The organism is Pragia fontium DSM 5563 = ATCC 49100 (assembly GCF_900112475.1).
Taxonomy (GTDB): domain Bacteria; phylum Pseudomonadota; class Gammaproteobacteria; order Enterobacterales; family Enterobacteriaceae; genus Pragia; species Pragia fontium.
In genome coordinates, this window is the sequence record NZ_FOLW01000001.1 from 428,426 (window position 1) to 450,906 (window position 22,481).

The following is a 22,481-nucleotide window of genomic DNA, read 5'->3' on the forward strand; positions in this document are numbered from 1 at the left end:
GCTTGTCCTATCGTTTAACCCAGCCCAGGGTTCTATGCGCCAGCGGTAACCGGAGTAACTCACAGTTGTCCATGGCAATTAATCCAAGATTTCTGGCCACAATCAGCGGACCATAACCGTTAGCAAACAGGTGGATTAACCCATCTGTCAGGCCAATGGTTGCCTGACGATCTGGCTCCCGGCGCTGGCTATAGCGGTGTAATACGCCATAGCTGCCTAAATCTTCATTCTGTTGTGCCGCCTGAGATAGTGTCTCAGCCAGCGAAATAACATCTCGTAATCCCAAATTAAACCCTTGCCCGGCAATAGGATGTACGGTTTGAGCAGCGTTTCCCACCAAGGCTAAACGGTGGCTAATCGACTGGCGAGCAGTACGTAAACGTAGCGGATAACTGGAACGTTTTCCTGCCGTCAGAATAGCCCCCAGACGCCAACCGAAAACCTGCTGCAGTTGCTGAATAAATGTCTGTTCATCCCACGCCATTGCTTCTGCTTGACGATCCTGTGACATACACCAAACCAGCGACATCCGACCTTTAGACATAGGCAGCAATGCCAGCGGGCCCTGAGGGGTAAAGCGTTCAAAGGCTCGGCCTTCATGGGGTAGTTCGGTTGTCACATTCGCGATGACGGCAACTTGCTGGTAATCATCCTCATGCCAGGACATGCCTAATGAGGTCGCAACTGACGAAAAAGAGCCGTCGGCAGCCACCAGCAACGAGGCCGACAGGGATTCACCGTTATCCAGCGTCACTTGTGCCTTCTCGATATCACGCGAAACCTGTACCACCTTAGCAGGGCAATGCAGTGTGATATTTGGCGCTTTTCTCAGTAAAGAGAACAGTCGGCTACCTACATCATGCAGTTCAACCACCTGCCCTACCGCAGGTAATCCGTAATCCGCTGCTTTCAGCGTAACCATGCCACTATGCCCGCGCTCACTGACCAGAACGGTTTTAATCGCCGTGGCACAGTCCGCTAATGCAGGCCAAATACTCATACGCGTTAGTTGTTGGCAAGTTCCTTGAGCCAAAGCAATAGCCCTGGCATCAAAACCGGGATGTTCAGTGGCTTCAGGCACCACCGCTTCCACCAAATCAACTTTAACTCGGCCGCCGCTTAAGGCGGAAAGGGCTAAGGCCAGCGTGGCTCCGGTCATTCCGCCACCGACGATAATTACGGATTGCATTTGCCAGCTCCCGCCATCAGCGCCTCAATATCATCCGCCTCTTTCACTACGCCAGCGGTCAAAATTTCACTGCCTTGCTCAGTAATCAGAATGTCGTCTTCAATTCGAATACCAATACCGCGGAACTCTGGTGGTACATCAGCATCTGGAGCGATATACAGGCCAGGCTCTACGGTCAGCACCATTCCCGGCGCCAATAAGCGATCGCGCGTTGATGAACCATAGCTGCCGACATCATGTACATCCAGCCCCAACCAGTGGCTTAAACCATGCATATAGAAAGATTGATGAGCCTTATCCACAATCAATTTTTCCACTTCGCCGTCTAATACACCAATATTCACCAAGCCCTGCAACATAACTCGAATCACTTGCTCGTTAGCGCTACGGATACTGTTGCCAGCGGTTAACAACGATATCGCTTTATACTGAGATGCCAAAACAATGTCATACACTGCCCGTTGAGCCGGACTGAACTTCCCGTTAACCGGGAAAGTCCGGGTAATATCACCGGCATAGCCGAAATATTCACATCCCGCATCGATCAAGACCAGATCGCCATCTTTTAGTTGAGATTCATTTTCTGTGTAGTGCAGAATGCAGCCATTCTCACCGCCGCCCACAATGGTGTTATAGGCCGGATAGCGTGCGCCGTGGCGGGTAAATTCATGTTGGATTTCAGCCTCGAGATGATACTCAAACATGCCTGGCTGACAACGCTCCATCGCACGGGTGTGGGCTTTAGCCGAAATCTCCCCGGCTTTGCGCATTACCGCGACCTCTTCCGGCGATTTAAACAAGCGCATCTCGTGCAGCCATGGTCGCCAATCGGTGAGGGTAGCCGGAGCACGTAAATTCTGACGACTGCCTTTACGTAAAGTGTCCAGAGCAGAATAAACGATATCATCAGCGTAACCGTATTCTCCCTGAGCATGATACACCACATCAAGGCCGTTAAATAACAAGTGAAGCTGTTCCTGAATATCGTCATATGGCAAAGCCCGATCAACACCCAGCTTCTGCGGTGCCGCTTCCTGTCCCAAACGACGACCAAACCAAACTTCAGCGGTTAAATCACGCACTCGATTAAACAGCACGCTATGACTATGAGTTTTATCGCTTTTAATCAGAATCAGCGCGGCTTCTGGCTCATTAAAACCAGTCAGATACCAAAAATCACTGTTTTGACGGAACGGATACTCTGAATCAGCACTGCGCGTTTTTTCCGGCGCCGCAAAAATAATGGCTGCACTCCCCGGTACCATCTTGGCCAGTAATGCCCGACGGCGCCGCTGAAACTCCGCTAAAGCGATCATAATCTTTATCCTTCCACATTCAGATTAGTTCAGTGAGAAGTACTTGCTCGTTGTATAACGTTTCCATCTGCATGTACCTATCGCTGCAAGAATATCGGCCCAAATTAATGCAGTGTTGGCTTCACATTTTCCGGTACAGTGGTATTCAATCGTGCAAATTCGCTATGACAAAGTATTGCCGCCATTCGCACGTATTCACTGATCTCTTCTAAAGAATGCTCCAACTCTTCCTGATCTTCATCTTCTTCATAACCAAGCTGAGCAATATTTCGCAGATCGTCAATGGCTTCGCCAACTTCCCCGGTTACCTGAGCTAACTTAGGCTGCATCATGCCCAGTCCTAGCAGGAAATGGTTTACCCAGCCAGACAAAGCATCAATACGTTCAAACACCAGAGTTTCATCATCCGGTAATAGCAAAGCAAAACCAAATCCATCATCTTCCAGCTCTTCTTTGGCGGCCTGATAAATTTGTTTCACCATATCGCCCAGCGGATAGCCGAAGGCAATACCTTCATTGGTTAAATCATGGACCAGCACTGTCCAACTATTATCATTACTGCCACCACACACCAAACCGCTAATCAAGCCGTGCATTTCCGATGCTGTCATGCCAATATTTTGTTGCGTCAAAGCGGTATTGAGTGATTGATAAGAAGGGAGCGTATTCTCGGTCGTCATGAATGATTCACCATCGTTGATAAGATAAGTTCATGCTATGCTACCATCAAGAACGGATCTGATGCCATAAAAGGCATAAATCTTAAACGGTTTCAACGCTCCTGGTCTCCTGTAAACTACGTACAAATTCAGTACTGATGCACAATCCGGCAGATAGTTTGGTATACTAGGCGCTATTGGTTAGATTTGAAAATGCCGTCAAAACTCGGCAGGAAGGTGACATGTCAGCACAACCGGTAGATATACAAATTTTCGGCAGATCTCTGCGGGTAAACTGTCCGCCAGAACAACAGGAAGCCCTGAATAAAGCGGCGGCAGAACTGAGTGAACGGTTGCAGGATTTGAAAGTTCGGACTAGAGTCACTAATACAGAGCAATTAGTGTTTATCGCTGCCCTTAACATTTGTTATGAACTGGCGCAGGAAAAAAATAAAACCGACGAATACGCCAAAAATATGGAACAGCGCATTCGTATGCTGCAAGACACGATTGAACAAGCTTTAGTCGAACAGAGTAAAATCTCGCAGCGTCAAGGTGCAACGTTCGAATAAATTTCATATAATCTTTGAAAATTGATGTATAGTTGTAGCAACATTAGTTGATAAGTTCAGCTAAGTAAGAATAACAGAAAACGTAACAATACGGTTTCTAAAAAAATTCTCTGAGGTGCGCGTTATCGGGCCAGTCCCCTGAGCCGATATTTCAAACCAACAGAATGTGGATTCTTACAATCTGTGTGCATGCCCGGTTCGTCCGGGAAGCCTGATGATAGTAAATCTGCGTTCACCTTGAACCAAGGGTTCAAGGGTTACAGCCCGCGACGGCATCTCGGAGATCTCCCTTCTGTTTTACCATTACTGACATAAGCATATCCGGCATGACATTTGAGACCTCTCAGCGTCACATCCTCAGAAAACGAATTCGCCTGTTACGTAATAACCTGACACCTCAGGAACAAAGCCTTGCTGCAACGCAGATTCATCAACGTTTATGCGCCCATCCAAAAATTCAGGCTGCACAAAACATTTCGCTGTTTCTCTCATTTGATGGTGAAATTAACACGCGCCCATTAATTGAAACATTCTGGCAGCAAGGAAAATCGGTTTATCTACCGGTATTGCATCCGTTCAGTCGTGGACATTTATTATTTCTGCGTTATACGCCAGATACACCGATGATCACCCATCCCTTTGGTATTCAGGAGCCCCGTCTGAATGTGCGCTCGGTTTTACCGGTTAGCGAATTGGACGTGCTTATCACACCACTGGTTGCTTTTGATGTTAACGGAAATCGTCTGGGAATGGGGGGCGGTTACTATGACCGAACGTTGAAAAACTGGCAACAAAGCCGCAGCTACCCGATTGGCATTGCCCATGATTGCCAGTTGGTTGATAGTTTACCCGCTGAAGACTGGGATATCCCATTACCGGAAATAGTCACGCCTTCTCACTGCTGGCAATGGTAGCCACTATAAAGTAAACGGCAGATCTGCCAACGAATCATAATCGACTAATTTATCCTCGAAATTGATCACCTGAATTTTCTTATGGCAGTTCATATCAGACAGCAAATCACACTTATCCGACAAAAGAGGCTCCTCAGAACCGGTCCATTGGGCATAAAGGGACAAGAAATCTAACCCACTTCGATAGTCATGGATCTCTTTTCGCTGTTTAGCATCATACGCAGTAATAAAGAACGGTACCTGAAAATTCTGTTTTGAACGGCCGCCATGCTGGAAATTCACCACCTTTCCCTGTTCCTGATGCATCGCCGATAGCCCATGATCGGAGAAATAGATCATGGTCCATTTTTTATGATTACTGCTTGCCGTCTGCGCTAATTCTGCCAGGAGATTATCGGTATTCTTTATGCTTTGGACGTAGCAAGAAAGCTTCTTGCTGATAAAAAACTCATCGTACTGATGATCAACTCTGCTACAAAAATCTGAATGAGAGCCCATCAAATGTAAAATAATCAGTTTTTTAGCCGATGGTTTCTCTACTATAGCCTGTTGAAAATGAGGTAATAAATCCCGATCAGAAAAAGATTGAGCATCGTATTCCCCCTTTTTAAGGAAGGTCACGCTGTCCGCCTGTTTTCCTATTTGTGATACACCAAAGTCATCATTACCCAAACTACCTTGATTTGATATCCAGTAAACAGATAATCCCTGTTTTTTCGCCAGATTAATAATATTGTTGTTATGCTGCAATTCACCATTATGTCGCCTAACCAACGACCCAGATACCGACGCCTGAGTTGAGCCAGCGGCTGAAATATAATTTTGAAAAAACAAACCATTCGCCGTACTGCTAAAAGGCGTATTGGCAATACTAAAACCATAAGCGTGCATGAAATCTCGGCGAACGCTCTCACCAATCACAATAATGTAGGTGTCATAATCATTCGCAGGTAAAGAAGGTGCCCAAGTGGATGGTTGTGCCATCAACTGCTTCATTTTTAATTCGGACGCCACAACGATTTTATAGGACTGATACAGTTCATTAGCAAAGCGGAACAGAGTAAAGCGGACACTTTCAGACGTAATACTATTAGTCGTTGAATACACCTTCAAAGGATTAAATAACACAATCAATAAAAAAGGTGCGATTAGCGCTACTGATTTTATATTGGGTAGATACTTTCGGGTCTTCAGAGCTAAAGCAGCAATAACAATTAATACTATGCTCGGAATAATATAGAGAATCGGTATATTGTTAAGAAAGTCAGCACTCTCATTTATATTGGTATTAAATACCGATATAAATATATTGATATTTGGCGAGCCGTACATAATCGCAATCGGATAGTACATTGCAGATATAGCAGCGAAAACCACTACCAATAGCTGAAACACTATCGGATAACGAGCACCCCACAATAAGCAAAAAAATAGGGCGAGCACATAGCCTGGTTTAACTGAATAACCAAAAGCAGAATCAAACAGAACTGAAAAAATCAATACCATCAAGATGGAAATAATTGTTTTACTTTTATTATTTTTTATTAGTCCATCAGGCTTATTTATCGTTCCAGATAAATGTGAATCAATTGACATATCAGTAGCTTAATTAAAATATAGGTGGGTATTAATTGTAAGCTGGCAAGACTAGCACTAAGAATTAACTAAGACAAGCGTTGTTTTTATTGAAAAAACTAGTGATTTCCGCCTCCTATAAAAAGATTCAATCTGCTATTTCTCCCAAGAAAAGCTTAAACATCACGTTGACACCAGATACATTTATCGTCATTTCGGCTCCCCCCTTACTGGCAAGATTTTCATCCACACCTATACTCACCACGGTTTTTGGCAATAATTAAATCGAGTAGGATGAAATCATGACTAAACTTTCCACGCTCATAGAACAAAACAAACAGAAATTTGCCCGTCATGAATTTCTTACATTCTTAACAGACAAGACCATACCGCTATCCCAAAGGCTGTCATTTCTTCCTAATATCGCCCACTTTGTTATGAGCTTCAGCGATATAAACAAGTTTATTTTACCCTTTCAAAATCCATCTAACGATCTGGAGCATGCTGTTAATCAACACGCACAGGAAGATGCTAATCATTGGCCATGGTTTTTAAACGATCTACAAAGCACTGGATTGAATAAACAGGGCTCATTGACAGATAACCTTGAATTCCTGTGGTCAGAAAATATTAAAAACAGCCGATTATTAACTTATCAGCTCATCAGGTTACTCACGGATAAACCCGCTAAAATAAGGTTAGTGGTGATTGAAATAATGGAAGCAACGGGAAACGTCACCTTTGACACATTATCTCAAATCACCAAAGACTCAGCGTTCCCTCTTGAGTTCTGTGGAAATATTCATTTCAGCCACGAGACAGGTCACTCCATTGGAAGTGAAGAAGAGCTCATTGATACAATAGAATACTCAAATCAAGAAATGAACGATGCCACTAACGCCATCAGCGATGGCTTTCAAGCCTTCGAACGTTTTTTTGACGAGTTAATGATGAATATGAAGGCTCGTAGTAGTGAAGGTCAGGTTTAGTACCAGCCATGGGTAAGTTTTATCTGTCGCCCTTTCTAATGAGCGCTGGAATTCAGCCGACAACTGAGTGAGGGAGCACGTCCATCAAGGATGATCGGCGTGCTCCCTCATTGATTTATTCTCTGTACTGATAGTGGGCGAAACTTTCGCTGTCATTAAACTTAACTGACAAACATTAAGCTCTTGGGCCACCTAAATTACAAAAAACCAGCATCAGAATAAAAGTCTGGCGCGGATCGTACCCTGAATCGATTTCATATGATCTAACGCTTCATCAGCACGATCGGTCTCGATATCAATAACCACATAGCCAATATCATTGTTGGTTTGCAGGAATTGAGCGGCGATGTTAATGCCCTCTTCCGCAAAGATATGGTTGATCTGGTTCAGTACGCCCGGACGGTTTTCATGAATATGCAGTAACCGACTTACGTTCTCACTCGGCGCTGGTAAAGAAACTTCCGGGAAGTTAACCGCAGACAGCGTAGAACCATTATCAGAATACTTCGCCAACTTACCGGCCACTTCAGTACCGATATTTGCCTGAGCTTCCTGAGTTGAGCCACCAATATGCGGGGTGATTAGCACATTATCGAATGCGCATAATGGTGATACAAACGGATCTTGGTTAGTGGCTGGTTCAGTAGGGAACACATCAATCGCAGCACCAGACAAATGCTTGCTTTCCAGTACTTCACACAATGCTGGAATATCAACCACCGTGCCACGAGAAGCGTTAATCAACACAGAACCCGGTTTCATCAATGATAGCTCTTTATGACCCATCATATTTTTAGTGCTGGCCGTTTCCGGCACGTGTAGCGTAACCACGTCACTCATATTCAACAGATCGGATAAATGATGAACCTGCTGAGCATTACCTAATGGCAGTTTGTTCTCAATATCGTAGAACATCACTCTCATACCAATAGATTCGGCTAAAATTCCCAATTGAGTACCGATATGTCCATAACCGATAATCCCCAGAATTTTACCACGCGCTTCATAACAGCCAACCGCCAGCTTACTCCACTCACCGCGATGCGCTTTAGCATTCGACTCAGGAATACGACGCAGTAACAGTAAAGTCTCACCTAAAACCATTTCTGCAACGGAACGCGTGTTGGAGAACGGTGCGTTAAACACGGGAATACCGCGTTTCGCTGCCGCATGCAGGTCAACCTGATTAGTACCGATACAAAAACAACCAATTGCCACCAGCTTTTCCGCTGCTGCCAGCACATCGGCCGACAGGTGAGTACGGGAACGAATACCCACAAAATGCGCATCACGAATAGCCACTTTCAGCTCATCATCACTTAATGCACCTTTATGGTATTCAATATTGGTATATCCCGCCGCGCGCAGGTTATCAACCGTACTCTGGTGAACGCCTTCAACCAGAAGAAACTTAATCTTCTCTTTTTCTAACGATACTTTTACCATCTGTTGAACCTTGCCTTATGATTATTTTCTAAGCCCTGTTTAACCAACATATCAAAAATAGAAGTTACAGCAATACAATCAATTTTCCCTCTATTAGCAGAAGGCATATAAGAATGATTTAATTTAGGTGGTTTATTCTGACTCAGACCGGAGTTAACAGCGACTTTACATCACATAATCTTCAAATGTGATATATATCACTAAATTAGGCTTTTTTAATTATATGTAATTAATTTTGTCATCTCCCGGACTTTATAAGACATTAAAAATCCGGGAGCCATCATTAAGCGCTACTGCTATTCGATCACTTTCACGCCTTCTGGGGTGCCAATCAATGCAATATCAGCACCACGATTAGCAAACAGCCCAACGGTAACCACACCAGCAATATTATTAATTTTATTTTCCAGCGCTACCGCATCCATAATCTTAAGATTATGCACGTCTAAAATCACGTTACCGTTATCGGTAACCACACCCTGACGATATTCCGGCTGCCCACCCAATTTCACCAATTCTCTGGCGACATAAGAACGCGCCATCGGAATCACCTCAACCGGTAACGGAAAAGCGCCCAGAATATCAACCTGTTTCGAGCTATCAGCAATACAAATAAACTTGCGAGAGATGGCAGCAATAATCTTCTCACGGGTTAGCGCCGCACCACCACCTTTGATCATCTGCATATGACCATTGATTTCATCGGCACCATCAACGTAAATATCGAGAGAATCTACATCATTACAGTCAAAAACCGGAATACCCAGTTTTTTTAACCTCTCGGTTGAGTCATTAGAGCTGGACACCGCTCCTTCGATTTGATCTTTTATCGAACCTAAAGCATCGATAAAATGTGCAGCCGTTGACCCCGTACCTACACCAACAATTGTTCCGGGACGGACATATTTTAATGCCGCCCAACCTACTGCCTTTTTCAGTTCATCTTGCGTCATGGTGATCTCTACCTAGCCAGTAAAAAGTGTGATGATTATAGAGTAACCCAGGTAGCAATACAGTGAAACCTGTCAGAAGCAGACGACAAGTAGAAAAATATGGCATAGTGTAAGTGTCGGTCTGATTGAATGGAGAATACTTAGGAATGAAACGCCCAGATTATCGCGTGCTTCAAGCGCTGGATGCAGTGATTCGCGAACGCGGCTTTGAACGCGCGGCGCAAAAACTCTGCATTACGCAATCAGCCGTATCTCAACGGATTAAACAGTTGGAATATCTTTACGGGCAGCCATTACTGATTCGTACCGTTCCTCCCCGACCGACGGAACAAGGACAGAAACTATTAGCCCTGTTGCATCAAGTTGAATTGCTGGAAGACGAGTGGCTTAACGATGAAGGAAGCTCCGAGTCACCATTGCAACTCTCCCTTGCTGTTAACGCCGATAGCTTGGCGACTTGGCTATTGCCGGCACTGAAACCGGTGCTGTCAGACTCACCGATTCGTTTAAACCTACAGGTTGAAGATGAAACTCGAACTCAGGAACGCTTGCGTCTGGGTGAAGTGGTGGGTGCCGTGAGTATCCAGCCACAGGCTCTACCCCGCTGTCTCGTCGATCAGCTTGGTGCACTGGATTATATCTTTGTGGCCTCGCCAGACTTTGCTGAACGCTATTTCCCTAACGGCGTGACGCGTTCAGCCTTACTGAAAGCCCCTGCGGTAGCATTCGACCATCTGGATGATATGCATCAGGCTTTTTTACAGCAAAACTTCGACCTACCGCCGGGCAGCGTTCCTTGCCATATTGTGAGTTCCTCTGAAGCCTTTGTACAACTGGCAAAACAGGGAACCACCTGCTGTATGATTCCTCATTTACAGATAGAAAGAGAACTGGCTAACGGAGAATTAATGGATTTAACCCCAGGCTTATGTCAACGAAGAATGCTTTACTGGCATCGTTTCTCACCGGAAAGCAAAATTATGAGAGGGGTTACTGACGCCCTGCTTAGCTATGGGCGTCAGGTATTAAGACAGATTTAATCAGCATTAGCGCTGAATATCGAACACCACATCAACCTGATCGTCAAAGCTGATGGTTTGCTGTTGATAAGTTTGATCTGCGCTGGATGCTGATGCAGAGTCAGCAGCTTTATAAGCACGCATCATCATCGGTACCGGAGCATTATTCGGTGCGCGGTAGCGGATGCTAAATACCGGCCCCAGCTTAACGCCGAAGTCTTTAGCCAAGCTGTTGGCCTGAGCAATGGCATTATCAACCGCTTTTTTACGTACTTCGGCACGGTAGCTTTCGTCTTTAGCCACGCCTAGGCTCACATCACGGATTTCATTTAGCTCAGCGGCTAAAGCGCCGTCTAACAGGGTATTCAATTTATCCAAATCGCGTACCGTCACTTTGACCTGACGCACTGCAGCATAATCTTTAACGACTTTGCTACTGGCACTACTGTTAGGATAATTGTATTCCAACCGAGTTTGCAGATTAGCCGCATCAATATCCGCTTTAGCAATACCATTTTTTTCTAAAAAATCCATATATTTAGCGACGCGTTCATCATTCTGTTTCTTAGCCGTAGCCGCATCTTTCGCAGACACTTTCACTTCAATTAATAGCGTAGCCATATCAGGTTTAACTTCTATGGTTCCGGTACCTGAAGTGACAATATGCGGGCCATCAGGTAATTCTGCCGCCTGCATCGTCATCGGTAACATCGCAACCATGGCCGCCATCGCTAACGTTTTTAACTTCATACAATCTCCTCGGAAAATAACCTCATGGCACACATGAATCATTCATGCTTTGATTGCCCCAATCATAGAATTATAGGTCAGGATGGCAACTACATTTACAACATTCTAACGTTTAGCTGACTAAACCTGAATTTTACCACTATCCGAATAGGCTTGATAAAGCATGTCTGGCTAACTGAAAAGCAATCACCCACATCACAATGCCAACCACCAGATTAATCGCCCGCTGGGCGTTACTTTTCTGCAACCACGGCGCCAGCCAAGCTGACAATAACGCCAGTGAAAAAAACCAGACAATAGAGGCGGTAACGCAGCCAATAACAAACCACAATCGTAAATCGCCAAATTGTTCGCCAAGACTACCTAACACCACGACCGTATCCAGATAAACATGTGGATTGAGCCAAGTCACCGCTAAAACCGTGAGCATAATTCGATAGCGAGTATTGGATGTTTGAGCATCCAGGCTAAAGACATTCTCCCCAGTCTTAAATGCCTCACGAAATGCGCCCCAACCATACCAAGCCAGAAACAGTACACCGCCCCACGTTACCACTTGTAATAAAATCGGCGACTGAGATAGCAATGCACCACCACCAAATACGCCAAAAGAAATCAAAATGGCATCACTTATCGCACAAAGTGATGCCACCATCACCGGAAACTGACGGCGCATTCCCTGAGATAAAACTAACGCATTTTGTGGCCCAATAGGCAGGATCATCGCCATACCCAACATGACGCCTTGAAAGTAGGTTAGCAGCACATTATTCCTCACGTCTGTTAATCAATAAGCTCAATAGAGCGATAGACTAACTTGTGATGTTAATGGAGAGAAATGGATAATTCTTATTGCCCATTAGGCGTAGCTAATAGTGGAGTGAAATTCAGTCAGGAAGAAACTTATAGCTCTCCCCTGACTGATATTAGTGATTAGATATCCCTTAATTAACGTCTTTAACTGCCTCAGCAGTTTTATATAAATGAACGTCCATCTGTGGATAAGGAATATTAATCTTATTGGCATCCAGCACACGTTTAAAATCTTCCATTAAATCAAAATAAACATTAGCAAAATCCGCATTTTTAACCCATGCGCGAACCACAAAATTCAGGGAAGATGCTGCCATTTCATTTAAGCGAATAGTAATGCCAAGATCTTTCAGAATACGAGGATCTCGTTCAATAACTTCCCCCAACACCTTCTTCACTAAATCAATATCAGCCTCGTACCCCACGCCAACGATAATCTCAACCCGGCGATTAGGCTCGCGAGAAAAATTGATAATCTCATTAGCAATAACTTTGCTGTTTGGTACCACCACCATTTTGCCATCAACCGTATTTAGCGTGGTGGAGAAAATATGGATACTTTGAATCGTACCGCTGGTAGCGCCGAAAGTAATAAACTCACCAACCCGAAACGGGCGGAAGGTGACCAAAATAACGCCAGCGGCAAAGTTGGACAACGATCCCTGTAAGGCCAGACCTACGGCCAAACCCGCAGCACCTAACACCGCTATGATTGAAGCGGTTTGAACACCGACATGCCCCAAGGCAGCAATAATGGTAAATGTGATGATGCCATAGCGAATCAAAGCTGAAATAAACTGACTAACGGTTGAATCAATACCGCGCGAATTCATCAACTTCATAATAACTTTGGCTATCACACGGGCAATGATTAACCCAATAATAAGAATGACAAATGCAATAGCGATATTAATGGCAGAATCGATCAATAAATTCCTATTTGCCGATAGCCAGTTATCAAAGTGACTAAGTTGGCCGCCAATGTCGATATCATTCATAAAAATGTTCCCCTATTTAACACGCGTTAATAAAACAAAAAACCAAATGACTAATGATAGATGACGCATTATCTTAACAAAGATGGATATTATAGATAATCATGTTGGATTTAAAAATATATTCTCAACACGCTTTGGTAACTGAATAAATTATAAACAATCAAACCGAACACCGCTGAATTTAACAAATGTGGTTAAGCCGATAATAATTCATCAAGTTTTGCTTATTTATCCAACGGTTAGCTTAACCATTAATACAATCGTCATTGACAACGGCAAACAATTCAAAGTAGTTTAACCTTCTATTTAATAATCACTCTTTAGCTTAAAGATAGAGCCATTCACCGAATTCATGGCGGAAATCAGAGTTAAATACCAAAATAATCGATAATCTTAAAAAGATAACAATGGAAGTTCCCCATGTCACAGATGTTAGCTCTTTTATTAATTGTATTAATCTTATATATCGGCGATGCCGTCTCGGTCAGAACTAAAGCATGGATTCCATCAGTTTTCGTTTGTGCCGTATTATTTCTGGTCGGCTATTGGACCTTCTTCCCTAAAGATATTGTCAGTCTGGCGGGTATCACTACCCCCGTCGCCGTGATGATGATGTATTTGCTCATTACCAATATGGGCACCCTACTTTCCTTGCGTGAACTTGCCAGACAATGGAAAACCATCCTGATTTCTCTGGCGGGTATTGCCGGTATTGCCAGCGCAGTATTCGCTACCTGTATCATATTGTTTGACCTTAACACGGCCATTGTCACCATTCCCCCACTGGTTGGCGGTATTGTTTCAGCCATTATTATGTCAAAGGGTGCGGCAGACGCCGGGTTAGTCGATCTATCGGTATTTGCCATTCTGATCTACGTTATGCAAGGATTTGCTGGCTATCCATTAACAGCAATAATGCTGCAACGAGAAGGAAAGCGAGTACTCACAAAATACCGTTCTGGTGAATGGCATGATACGGCTCAGAACACTGCTGCTAGTGATAAACACGAACCAACCACCGTGGTCTCGGATGAGAAAATGCCAAGCATGTTCAGTAAGATTCCGTCTCACTACAACACCAGTTACTTTAAGTTTGTACGACTCGCTTTTATCTCCTATCTGGCTTATCTGGCTTCATCAATAACCGCACCTTACGTCAGCATCAGTCCATTTGTATTGTGTCTGCTATTTGGGGTTATCGCAGCATCCTTCGGTTTTCTGGAAAGACACTCACTGCAAAAAGCCAACGGCTTTGGCTTCGCGGTTATGGTATTGATGCTGTTTATTTTCGATACCTTAAACAGAGCCACACCAGAGATGCTATTACGACTGCTATTCCCCATGGTGGTATTAATTGGCGTAGCCATTGTTGGTATGTTCCTGGTGTCTTGGGTGGTCGGCAAAATTCTGGGGGTTAGCATGGAAATGGCCTTTGCCATTTCGTTAACCGCCTTGTACGGTTTCCCTGCTGATTACATCATTACCAATGAAGCGATTAATGCATTAACCAAAGACGAGAAAGAACGTCAGCTTCTCACTAACCATATGTTAGGGCCGATGCTGGTTGGTGGCTTTATTTCCGTCACCATGGTTTCCGTGGTACTGGCAGGCATCATGGTCGGATACATTGCGCCAATCGCAGGATAAGATATGACATACGCGAATACAGACAGAATTCAGCGCCACCTTGAGCAAATAGCGACATTTACCGCCACGCCAGGTCAGGGAACAACCCGAATGAGCTATAGCGAACAGGGACAACAAGCGCGCGAGTATATTAAAGCGCAAATGCTGGCCGTCGGTTTAACCGTCAGAGAAGATGCCATTGGTAATATTTTTGGCAAACTGGTTGGCCAAGACGCAACGCTTCCTTCGGTTATGATTGGCTCCCATTTTGATTCAGTTCCCAATGGTGGCGCCTTTGATGGCCCTGCGGGGGTGGTTATGGGTCTGGAAATTGCCACCTTATTCCATGAGCATAAATTGACTCCGCATTACCCGTTAGAAGTTGTCGCATTAGTGGAAGAAGAAGGCGCCAGCTTTGGCCGAGGGTTGCTGGCCTCCTGTGCTATTGCAGGTAAAGTCAGTGCGGATGAACTCCATACTTTACGCGACGCTCAAGGCATTTCTGCCGCAGCTCGTATGGCTGACGTTGGATTTAATGCCGATGACGTTAGCAGCGTTATTCGCTCACCCGACTCTCTAAAAGCCTTTATTGAGCTGCATATCGAACAGGGGCCAGTGTTAGAACAGCATGGTACAGATATCGGATTAGTCGATGTCATTGTCGGCATAACCCAGTTAGTAGTTACTATCAGTGGTAAAGCTGGACATGCCGGCACCACACCAATGGATAACCGTCAGGATGCACTGGTCGTTGCCAGCCGAGTTGTCAGCCAAGTCGGTGATTTTGCTCGTCAGGCTGGCGAAGCAACCGTCGCAACCGTCGGTAAACTTCAGGTCTTCCCTAACGGTGCAAACGTAATCCCTAACAAGGTCGTTTTCACCGTGGATATCCGTTCCAAAAGCGAAGAAAAACTGAATCAGGTCATTGCGTTGACCAAAGGCTGTATTCAGCAAAATAGTGGTGAAGGTATTACTGTTCAGGTCGAGCAACCGCTCTATGTATCGCCGACACCACTTAATCCTGGACTGCATCAACGTTTACAAAAACACAGCGACCAATTGGGACTAAGTAGCCGTACAATGGTGAGCGGTGCCGGACATGATGCCATGATTTTTGCTGGCATCACCGACGTCGGTTTAGTTTTTGTTCCCAGCCGCAATGGGTTAAGCCATCATCCGGATGAGTGGACAGATTATGAACAAATCCAAAAGGGCGTAGACGTCATTTTTCATACGGTAAAAGAGATAACAGAGGCAACTCAGCATGACTAATTCAAATATCGCGGCATCCATTAAACAACATTTGGATCAAATGATCGCGTTCCGCCGTGATTTACACGCTCACCCAGAGCTACCGTGGGAAGAAGTTCGTACAACCCAAAAAATCGCCGAAGCGCTGGAAGCCATTGGTATTCCTTTCCGCCTGACTAAGCCAACCGGCATTATTGCCGATATCAAAGGTGGCAAGCCGGGTAAAACCGTGGCTTTGCGCGCTGATATCGACGCCCTGCCGGTATTAGAACTCAATGATAGCCTGAGCTATAAATCTCAGACAGCGGGTAAAATGCATGCTTGTGGTCACGATGCGCATACAGCAATGTTACTTACCGCAGCCAAAGCACTATATGAAAACAGAGAACAGTTGCGCGGTAATGTTCGTCTGATTTTTCAACCCGCAGAAGAAATTGCTCAGGGCGCCATCGAAATGATTAAGCAAGGCGCGCTTGAGGGGGTAGATAATGTGTTTGGTATGCATATTTGGTCTACCTCTCCTTCTGGAAAAATTTCCTGTAATGTTGGCTCTACCTTTGCTTCTGCCGATCTATTAAAAGTGACCTTTAAAGGCCGCGGCGGGCATGGCTCCATGCCGGAAGCCTGCGTTGATGCTGCGGTTGTCGCTTCCTCTTTCGTCATGAACCTACAGGCTATCGTTTCCCGTGAAACCTCTCCGCTGGAGCCTGCGGTAGTAACCATTGGAAAAATGGAAGTTGGTACCCGTTTCAACGTTATTGCCGAAAATGCCGTATTAGACGGTACCGTTCGCTGCTTTAATCTCGCGACTCGTGAACGCCTTAAAGCGGCACTGGAACGTTATGCTGAACACACTGCCGCCATATATGGCGCAACCGCCAAAGTAGAATATATTTACGGTACATTACCGGTGATCAACGAAGAACGCAGTGCTCTATTGGCGCAATCCGTCGTACGTAGCGCATTTGGCGATGACACGTTGTTTACCGAAAAGCCAACCACGGGCGGTGAAGACTTCAGCTTCTATATTGAAAATATTCCCGGCTGTTTTGCTCTGGTCGGTTCCGGCAATGCTGATAAAGGCACTGACTGGGCACATCACCATGGTTGCTTTAACATTGATGAAGATGCGATGGCTAAAGGGGCGGAGTTCTATGCACAATATGCCTGGAGCTACCTGCAACAGGACAGTTTCTGATTATTGTTAGTCCCTTTAAGTACTAAAACAAAACCCCGGCAGTTTCCTGCCGGGGTTTTAAGTACTATCGGTTAGTAATCGAATACGATTACAGTACGTTGATGCAGTTCAGTTCTTTAAATGCTTTCTCTAAACGAGCAATCATGGTGACCTGACCAGCACGTAACCATGCGCGTGGATCATAGTATTTCTTGTTTGGTTTATCTGCACCTTCAGGGTTACCCAATTGGCCTTGCAGATAGCCTTCATTTTTCTTGTAGTATTCCAGAACACCTTCCCATGTTGCCCATTGGGTGTCGGTATCGATATTCATTTTAACTACGCCATAGCTAACAGCTTCTTTAATTTCTTCGGCACTAGAACCTGAACCACCGTGGAAGACGAAATCCAGACTGTTGTGCGGCAGGTTATGTTTCTTGGAAACGTATTCTTGTGAGTTGTGCAGAATTTTTGGCGTCAGTTGCACGTTACCCGGCTTATAAACGCCGTGAACGTTACCGAAAGAAGCGGCAATGGTGAAACGTGGACTAATCGCGCTTAATTTTTCATAAGCGTAATCAACGTCTTCTGGCTGAGTATATAGCGCAGAGTTATCCAGATGGCTGTTATCTACGCCATCTTCTTCACCACCGGTGCAGCCCAGTTCGATTTCTAGCGTCATGCCAATTTTAGCCATACGCTTCAGGTATTTGCTACAGATCTCGATATTTTCTTCCAGCGACTCTTCTGACAGATCAATCATATGAGAAGAGAACAGCGGTTTACCGGTTTCAGCAAAGTGTTTTTCACCGGCATCTAACAAGCCATCTAACCATGGTAAAAGTTTTTTCGCACAGTGGTCAGTATGCAGAATAACCGGCACACCATAATGCTCGGCCACCAGGTGCACATGTTTAGCACCAGAAATGGAACCCACAATAGCATTACCCTGACCTTCCAGTTTCATGCCCTTACCGGCGATAAACTGAGCACCACCATTGGAAAACTGAATGATAACCGGAGCGCGAACTTTCGCCGCTGCTTCAATAACCGCGTTGATAGAATCAGTACCTACGCAGTTTACTGCAGGTAATGCGAAATTATTCTCTTTAGCAATTTTGAAGACTTTCTGAACATCATCACCAGTGATCACACCCGGTTTTACGAAATCAAAAATTTTAGACATGCTACTCGTCCTATTTTTCATTGGTTATTGATGGATAAAAAACACCTTATCCGATAAATAATAGAAGAAACGGGAGGCATTTGCCTCCCGTCATATTGGATTAACCTTTTGCACGTTCTTCTAGCATCACAACAGCCGGAAGTTTTTTGCCTTCAACAAACTCAAGGAAAGCACCTCCGCCCGTTGAGATATAAGAAATTTTATCTGCGATACCGAACAGGTCGATTGCTGCCAGCGTATCACCACCACCGGCGATAGAGAAAGCGTCACTCTCAGCGATAGCCTGAGCAATGATTTCAGTACCTTTACGGAAGTTAGGGAATTCAAATACACCTACCGGGCCATTCCATAGAATAGTTTTGGCATTTCTCAAAATAGCCGCCAACTCTTCGGCAGAAGCATCACCCAGATCAAGAACCTGCTCATTATCTTTAATATCAGCAACAGACTTCATGGTAGCCGCTGCAGTTTCAGAAAACTCCGTTGCAACACGAACATCGGTAGGAACAGGAATATGGCAGTTTTCCATCAGCTTTTTCGCTTCAGGAATCAGATCCGCTTCATACAGGGACTTACCTACATTGTGGCCTTGAGCTGCAATAAAGGTATTGGCGATACCACCACCAACCACTAACTGGTCAGCAATATTAGATAGAGAACCTAAAACCGTCAGTTTAGTTGATACTTTAGAACCACCAACGATAGCCACCATCGGACGAGCCGGGTTACCTAATGCTTTACCCAACGCTTCCAGTTCACCAGAAAGCAGTGGACCTGCACAGGCAACCGGCGCATATTTACCAACGCCATGGGTTGAAGCCTGAGCACGGTGAGCAGTACCAAACGCATCCATCACGAAAACATCACACAGGGCGGCATATTTTTTGGATAACGTTTCTTCGTCTTTTTTCTCGCCTTTATTGAAGCGAACGTTTTCCAAAACAACTAACTCACCTTCTGCGACATCAACACCGTCTAAATAATCTTTCGCTAAACGCACTGGCGCTTTGATGGCTGCTTTTAAGTAGTTAACCACTGGTAATAAAGAAAACTCTTCATTATATTCACCTTCAGTCGGACGACCCAGGTGAGAAGTCACCATAACGCGAGCACCCTGCTTCAGCGCTAATTCGATAGTCGGCAGTGATGCACGAATACGGGCATCAGACGTTACTTTGCCATCTTTCACCGGCACGTTAAGGTCAGCGCGAATCAGTACACGTTTACCCGCCAAATCCAAATCAGTCATCTTAATTACAGTCATTGTGAATCCTCTTGTTAATTCTCTTAAAGTTACCAGCGTCCAGTCGCCCCATCAGCACTCACCCGGCCCCGGCTAAACTCGATCAAATAGCGCTGTTATTTAATAAAAATTACTTACCGCACATGATATCAGCAGATGGCTAAACTCTAAACTAACATCATGGCTAAAAATATTTAACATACCGGACAAACGATGTTGCGAATGATAACACGAAAAGTATAACTAAGATTAACTGACCTATTCTATTCGTGATATCGCCGCTTGTCTGTGATATCCCTAGCGAATTGTCCGTATCAACGGCTATCGCAAGGTTCTACTCGCAAATCCTTGTTGTTTCGCGCCCAAACTGAAACGCTTCAGCAAGTAGCTACAGATTACGAAAATCTCGCCGCGATTACCACAGAATAATGTTTCAGTAGCCCAAAAAATCTATCAAGGTGAAAACAGAAAGAGGAAAGAAAAATTGCCATTAATATTAGAGAGGAGTTTAAAGCTTGCAACGACCAATGAAACAAAAAGCCCCGATATTGATATCAGGGCTTTTGATTGATAACAAAGTCCGAATACACGCAATCGGAGGGAGAGGGTTCTGTTGGGGTCGTAGCTGGCTTGCCAGCCGAAGCGCCCCTAAGAAGCCTAGGCCCGACGCTCGTTGAATTCAAATTAAATGACTTTGTCAGCAGTTTCAGCCCCGATATAACTATCGGGGCTAGCTACACGTTAAAACAATCTTACTTCAACAACGCACGCGCATGCGTCAGCACGTTATCCACCGTAAAGCCAAACTCAGCAAACAGCTGGTCTGCCGGTGCAGATTCACCAAAGCTGTGCATGCCTACGATACGGCCATTTAAGCCCACATACTTGAACCAGAAATCGGCAATACCCGCTTCCACGGCCACGCGAGCGCTTACCGCTGATGGCAGCACCGACTCACGGTAGTTCTCATCCTGACGGTCAAACACTTCGGTTGATGGCATGGAAACCACGCGCACCTGACGACCTTCTGCCGTCAGTTTCGCCGCCGCATCAACCGCCAGACTCACTTCAGAGCCAGTGGCAATCAGAATCAGCTCAGGCACTCCAGCGCAATCCTTCAGGATATAGCCGCCCCGCGCCACGTTCGCCAATTGCTCCGCGGTGCGCGGCTGTTGAACCAGATTCTGACGAGAGAAGATAAGCGCACTTGGGCCAGTTAAATGCTCAATGGCATATTTCCACGCCACTGCCGATTCAACCTGGTCACACGGACGCCATGTGCTCATATTTGGCGTCAGACGCAAACTGGCCATTTGCTCTACCGGCTGGTGCGTTGGACCATCTTCACCCAGACCAATGGAGTCGTGGGTATAGACAAACACGCTGCGAATTTTCATCAGCGCCGCCATGCGTACCGCGTTACGGGCATATTCCATAAACATCAGGAAGGTGGCGCCGTAAGGAATAAATCCGCCGTGTAGCGCAATCCCGTTCATGATGGCCGACATACCAAACTCACGTACGCCGTAATGGATATAGTTACCCGCCAGGTCGTCAACAATTGACTTCGAGCCCGACCACATGGTCAGGTTGCTGGGTGCCAGGTCGGCAGAGCCACCAAGGAATTCCGGTAACACTTTACCAAAGGCTTCCAGGGCATTCTGTGAGGCTTTACGGCTGGCAATGTTGGCTGGGTTAGCCTGAAGCTGTTCAATAAACGTCTGCGCTTCGCTGGCCCAGTTCGCCGGTAGTTCATGATTCACACGACGTTTAAACTCAGCGGCTAAAGCTGGATGGGCGGCCTGATAGGCGGCAAACTGCTTATCCCACTGCTGTTCTTTGGCCTGACCGGCGGCTTTCGCATCCCAGTCGGCATAGATATCTTGAGGAATAACAAACGGCTCATATTTCCAGCCCAATGCTTCACGGGTAGCGGCTACTTCAGCGGCTCCTAACGGTGCACCATGGCTATCGTGAGTACCGGCCTTATTCGGTGAACCGAAACCAATCACGGTTTTACACATTAAAAGAGAAGGCTTGCCGGTTTCTTTTTGTGCTTGCTCAACCGCCTGACGGATAGCGTCTGCATCATGGCCATCAATACCGCGAATAACGTGCCAGCCATAGGCTTCAAAACGCATCGCCGTATCATCGGTAAACCAGCCCTCAACGTGTCCGTCGATAGAGATACCGTTGTCATCATAAAACGCAATCAGTTTGCCCAGCTTCAGGGTCGCTGCCAGTGAGCAAGCTTCATGGGAAACCCCTTCCATCATGCAGCCATCACCCATAAAGGTATAAGTGTAATGGTCGACAATCTCATGGTTTGGACGGTTAAACTGCGCCGCTAAGGTACGTTCAGCAATCGCCATACCCACCGCATTACAGATACCCTGACCTAGCGGGCCGGTAGTGGTTTCTACGCCCGGTGCATAGCCGTATTCCGGATGGCCCGGGGTGCGCGAATGGAGCTGACGGAACTGCTTCAGGTCATCAATAGACAGGTCATAACCGGTCAGGTGCAGCAGGCTATAAATCAGCATCGAGCCATGGCCGTTGGAAAGTACAAAGCGGTCGCGATTCACCCAGTTAGGGTTGGTTGGATTATGGTTCAGGAAACCGCGCCACAGCACTTCGGCGATATCCGCCATGCCCATCGGGGCACCGGGATGGCCGGAATTGGCCTTTTGCACCGCATCCATACTCAGGGCGCGGATAGCGTTAGCGAGTTCTTTATGAGAAGGCATTATTAACTCCATTTTAGGATTGGAATACGAGGGTCTGGCTCAAAATAGGGAAAAACTG

The 22,481-nt window shown here is 45.6% G+C and carries 19 protein-coding genes and 1 other RNA gene; 8 read left to right on the plus strand and 12 right to left on the minus strand.

What is annotated here, in order from left to right; translation table 11 throughout:
* Positions 1–7: 7 nt before the first annotated feature.
* The 3 genes from ubiH to BMZ28_RS01860 form a co-directional block, all read right to left on the minus strand.
* A complete protein-coding gene (ubiH, locus tag BMZ28_RS01850; protein WP_074820310.1) occupies positions 8–1,189 on the minus strand; it encodes a 2-octaprenyl-6-methoxyphenyl hydroxylase in 1,182 nt (393 codons plus the stop codon).
* Complete coding sequence (pepP, locus tag BMZ28_RS01855) at positions 1,177–2,505, minus strand: Xaa-Pro aminopeptidase (protein ID WP_074820312.1); 1,329 nt, start codon at positions 2,503–2,505, stop codon at positions 1,177–1,179. The genes ubiH and pepP overlap by 13 nt, the downstream gene beginning before the upstream one ends.
* A 104-nt stretch (positions 2,506–2,609) precedes the next feature.
* The gene (locus tag BMZ28_RS01860) at positions 2,610–3,185 is read right to left on the minus strand and encodes a YecA/YgfB family protein (protein ID WP_047779958.1); all 576 of its coding nucleotides are present in this window, start codon (positions 3,183–3,185) and stop codon (positions 2,610–2,612) included.
* Positions 3,186–3,406: 221 nt separating this feature from the next.
* On the opposite strand from BMZ28_RS01860, the gene zapA reads away from it, so the two are divergent.
* The 3 genes from zapA to BMZ28_RS01875 all read left to right on the plus strand — a co-directional run bounded on the left by zapA (position 3,407) and on the right by BMZ28_RS01875 (position 4,650).
* Positions 3,407–3,736, plus strand: a complete 330-nt coding sequence (gene zapA, locus BMZ28_RS01865) for a cell division protein ZapA (RefSeq protein ID WP_047779957.1) — start codon at positions 3,407–3,409, stop codon at positions 3,734–3,736.
* Positions 3,737–3,840: 104 nt separating this feature from the next.
* Positions 3,841–4,024, plus strand: a non-coding RNA gene (ssrS, locus tag BMZ28_RS01870) — 6S RNA.
* Between the two features lie 38 nt (positions 4,025–4,062).
* Positions 4,063–4,650, plus strand: coding sequence for a 5-formyltetrahydrofolate cyclo-ligase (locus tag BMZ28_RS01875; protein WP_074820315.1), 588 nt, complete (start codon positions 4,063–4,065; stop codon positions 4,648–4,650).
* Positions 4,651–4,653: 3 nt separating this feature from the next.
* On the opposite strand, the gene BMZ28_RS01880 is transcribed toward BMZ28_RS01875, so the two are convergent.
* Complete coding sequence (locus BMZ28_RS01880; RefSeq protein ID WP_074820318.1) at positions 4,654–6,246, minus strand: phosphoethanolamine transferase family protein; 1,593 nt, start codon at positions 6,244–6,246, stop codon at positions 4,654–4,656.
* A gap of 281 nt (positions 6,247–6,527) precedes the next feature.
* On the opposite strand from BMZ28_RS01880, the gene BMZ28_RS01885 reads away from it, so the two are divergent.
* The gene (locus BMZ28_RS01885; RefSeq protein WP_074820320.1) at positions 6,528–7,214 is read left to right on the plus strand and encodes a hypothetical protein; all 687 of its coding nucleotides are present in this window, start codon (positions 6,528–6,530) and stop codon (positions 7,212–7,214) included.
* A 213-nt stretch (positions 7,215–7,427) separates the two neighbouring features.
* Here BMZ28_RS01885 and serA read toward each other — a convergent pair whose 3' ends face one another.
* A complete protein-coding gene (gene serA / locus BMZ28_RS01890) occupies positions 7,428–8,660 on the minus strand; it encodes a phosphoglycerate dehydrogenase (protein ID WP_074820322.1) in 1,233 nt (410 codons plus the stop codon).
* A gap of 296 nt (positions 8,661–8,956) precedes the next feature.
* The gene (gene rpiA / locus BMZ28_RS01895; RefSeq protein ID WP_074820325.1) at positions 8,957–9,613 is read right to left on the minus strand and encodes a ribose-5-phosphate isomerase RpiA; all 657 of its coding nucleotides are present in this window, start codon (positions 9,611–9,613) and stop codon (positions 8,957–8,959) included.
* Between the two features lie 146 nt (positions 9,614–9,759).
* On the opposite strand from rpiA, the gene BMZ28_RS01900 reads away from it, so the two are divergent.
* Positions 9,760–10,653 carry a LysR family transcriptional regulator ArgP gene (locus BMZ28_RS01900; RefSeq protein WP_047779951.1) on the plus strand — a complete coding sequence of 298 codons (894 nt, stop codon included), beginning with the start codon at positions 9,760–9,762 and terminating at the stop codon, positions 10,651–10,653.
* Positions 10,654–10,659: 6 nt separating this feature from the next.
* Here BMZ28_RS01900 and BMZ28_RS01905 read toward each other — a convergent pair whose 3' ends face one another.
* The 3 genes from BMZ28_RS01905 to mscS all read right to left on the minus strand — a co-directional run bounded on the left by BMZ28_RS01905 (position 10,660) and on the right by mscS (position 13,193).
* Entirely contained in the window at positions 10,660–11,382 is a 723-nt protein-coding gene (locus tag BMZ28_RS01905; protein WP_047779950.1) for an oxidative stress defense protein, read from the minus strand.
* Between the two features lie 139 nt (positions 11,383–11,521).
* Positions 11,522–12,148 (minus strand): arginine exporter ArgO, encoded by a 627-nt coding sequence (argO, locus tag BMZ28_RS01910; protein WP_074820327.1) that lies wholly within the window; start codon positions 12,146–12,148, stop codon positions 11,522–11,524.
* A 178-nt stretch (positions 12,149–12,326) separates the two neighbouring features.
* A complete protein-coding gene (gene mscS / locus BMZ28_RS01915; RefSeq protein WP_074820328.1) occupies positions 12,327–13,193 on the minus strand; it encodes a small-conductance mechanosensitive channel MscS in 867 nt (288 codons plus the stop codon).
* A gap of 420 nt (positions 13,194–13,613) precedes the next feature.
* On the opposite strand from mscS, the gene BMZ28_RS01920 reads away from it, so the two are divergent.
* The 3 genes from BMZ28_RS01920 to BMZ28_RS01930 are packed head-to-tail and all read left to right on the plus strand — an operon-like array spanning position 13,614 to position 17,268.
* The gene (locus BMZ28_RS01920) at positions 13,614–14,840 is read left to right on the plus strand and encodes a hypothetical protein (protein ID WP_047779948.1); all 1,227 of its coding nucleotides are present in this window, start codon (positions 13,614–13,616) and stop codon (positions 14,838–14,840) included.
* A gap of 3 nt (positions 14,841–14,843) precedes the next feature.
* On the plus strand, positions 14,844–16,091 hold the full coding sequence (locus tag BMZ28_RS01925) for a Zn-dependent hydrolase (RefSeq protein WP_047779947.1): 1,248 nt from the start codon (positions 14,844–14,846) through the stop codon (positions 16,089–16,091).
* Complete coding sequence (locus BMZ28_RS01930; RefSeq protein WP_047779946.1) at positions 16,084–17,268, plus strand: M20 family metallopeptidase; 1,185 nt, start codon at positions 16,084–16,086, stop codon at positions 17,266–17,268. Before BMZ28_RS01925 ends, BMZ28_RS01930 begins: the two co-directional genes overlap by 8 nt.
* A gap of 88 nt (positions 17,269–17,356) precedes the next feature.
* On the opposite strand, the gene fbaA is transcribed toward BMZ28_RS01930, so the two are convergent.
* The 3 genes from fbaA to tkt all read right to left on the minus strand — a co-directional run bounded on the left by fbaA (position 17,357) and on the right by tkt (position 22,423).
* Positions 17,357–18,433, minus strand: coding sequence for a class II fructose-bisphosphate aldolase (gene fbaA / locus BMZ28_RS01935; protein ID WP_047779945.1), 1,077 nt, complete (start codon positions 18,431–18,433; stop codon positions 17,357–17,359).
* Positions 18,434–18,533: 100 nt separating this feature from the next.
* Positions 18,534–19,697: a phosphoglycerate kinase gene (pgk, locus tag BMZ28_RS01940; RefSeq protein ID WP_047779944.1), complete on the minus strand. Its 1,164-nt coding sequence runs from the start codon at positions 19,695–19,697 to the stop codon at positions 18,534–18,536.
* 731 nt (positions 19,698–20,428) lie between these two features.
* A complete protein-coding gene (tkt, locus tag BMZ28_RS01945) occupies positions 20,429–22,423 on the minus strand; it encodes a transketolase (RefSeq protein WP_047779943.1) in 1,995 nt (664 codons plus the stop codon).
* Between the last annotated feature and the right edge of the window lie 58 nt (positions 22,424–22,481).

Bases quoted from the DNA above. Each gene is read 5' to 3' on its own strand.
- BMZ28_RS01930 (WP_047779946.1), top strand. From the start codon at position 16,084: ATGACTAATTCAAATATCGCGGCATCCATTAAACAACATTTGGATCAA.
- BMZ28_RS01905 (WP_047779950.1), bottom strand. From the start codon at position 11,382: ATGAAGTTAAAAACGTTAGCGATGGCGGCCATGGTTGCGATGTTACCG.
- BMZ28_RS01900 (WP_047779951.1), top strand. From the start codon at position 9,760: ATGAAACGCCCAGATTATCGCGTGCTTCAAGCGCTGGATGCAGTGATT.
- BMZ28_RS01885 (WP_074820320.1), top strand. From the start codon at position 6,528: ATGACTAAACTTTCCACGCTCATAGAACAAAACAAACAGAAATTTGCC.
- rpiA (WP_074820325.1), bottom strand. From the start codon at position 9,613: ATGACGCAAGATGAACTGAAAAAGGCAGTAGGTTGGGCGGCATTAAAA.
- BMZ28_RS01875 (WP_074820315.1), top strand. From the start codon at position 4,063: ATGACATTTGAGACCTCTCAGCGTCACATCCTCAGAAAACGAATTCGC.
- serA (WP_074820322.1), bottom strand. From the start codon at position 8,660: ATGGTAAAAGTATCGTTAGAAAAAGAGAAGATTAAGTTTCTTCTGGTT.
- mscS (WP_074820328.1), bottom strand. From the start codon at position 13,193: ATGAATGATATCGACATTGGCGGCCAACTTAGTCACTTTGATAACTGG.
- zapA (WP_047779957.1), top strand. From the start codon at position 3,407: ATGTCAGCACAACCGGTAGATATACAAATTTTCGGCAGATCTCTGCGG.
- ubiH (WP_074820310.1), bottom strand. From the start codon at position 1,189: ATGCAATCCGTAATTATCGTCGGTGGCGGAATGACCGGAGCCACGCTG.
- pepP (WP_074820312.1), bottom strand. From the start codon at position 2,505: ATGATCGCTTTAGCGGAGTTTCAGCGGCGCCGTCGGGCATTACTGGCC.
- BMZ28_RS01860 (WP_047779958.1), bottom strand. From the start codon at position 3,185: ATGACGACCGAGAATACGCTCCCTTCTTATCAATCACTCAATACCGCT.
- tkt (WP_047779943.1), bottom strand. From the start codon at position 22,423: ATGCCTTCTCATAAAGAACTCGCTAACGCTATCCGCGCCCTGAGTATG.
- BMZ28_RS01920 (WP_047779948.1), top strand. From the start codon at position 13,614: ATGTCACAGATGTTAGCTCTTTTATTAATTGTATTAATCTTATATATC.
- pgk (WP_047779944.1), bottom strand. From the start codon at position 19,697: ATGACTGTAATTAAGATGACTGATTTGGATTTGGCGGGTAAACGTGTA.
- BMZ28_RS01880 (WP_074820318.1), bottom strand. From the start codon at position 6,246: ATGTCAATTGATTCACATTTATCTGGAACGATAAATAAGCCTGATGGA.
- fbaA (WP_047779945.1), bottom strand. From the start codon at position 18,433: ATGTCTAAAATTTTTGATTTCGTAAAACCGGGTGTGATCACTGGTGAT.
- BMZ28_RS01925 (WP_047779947.1), top strand. From the start codon at position 14,844: ATGACATACGCGAATACAGACAGAATTCAGCGCCACCTTGAGCAAATA.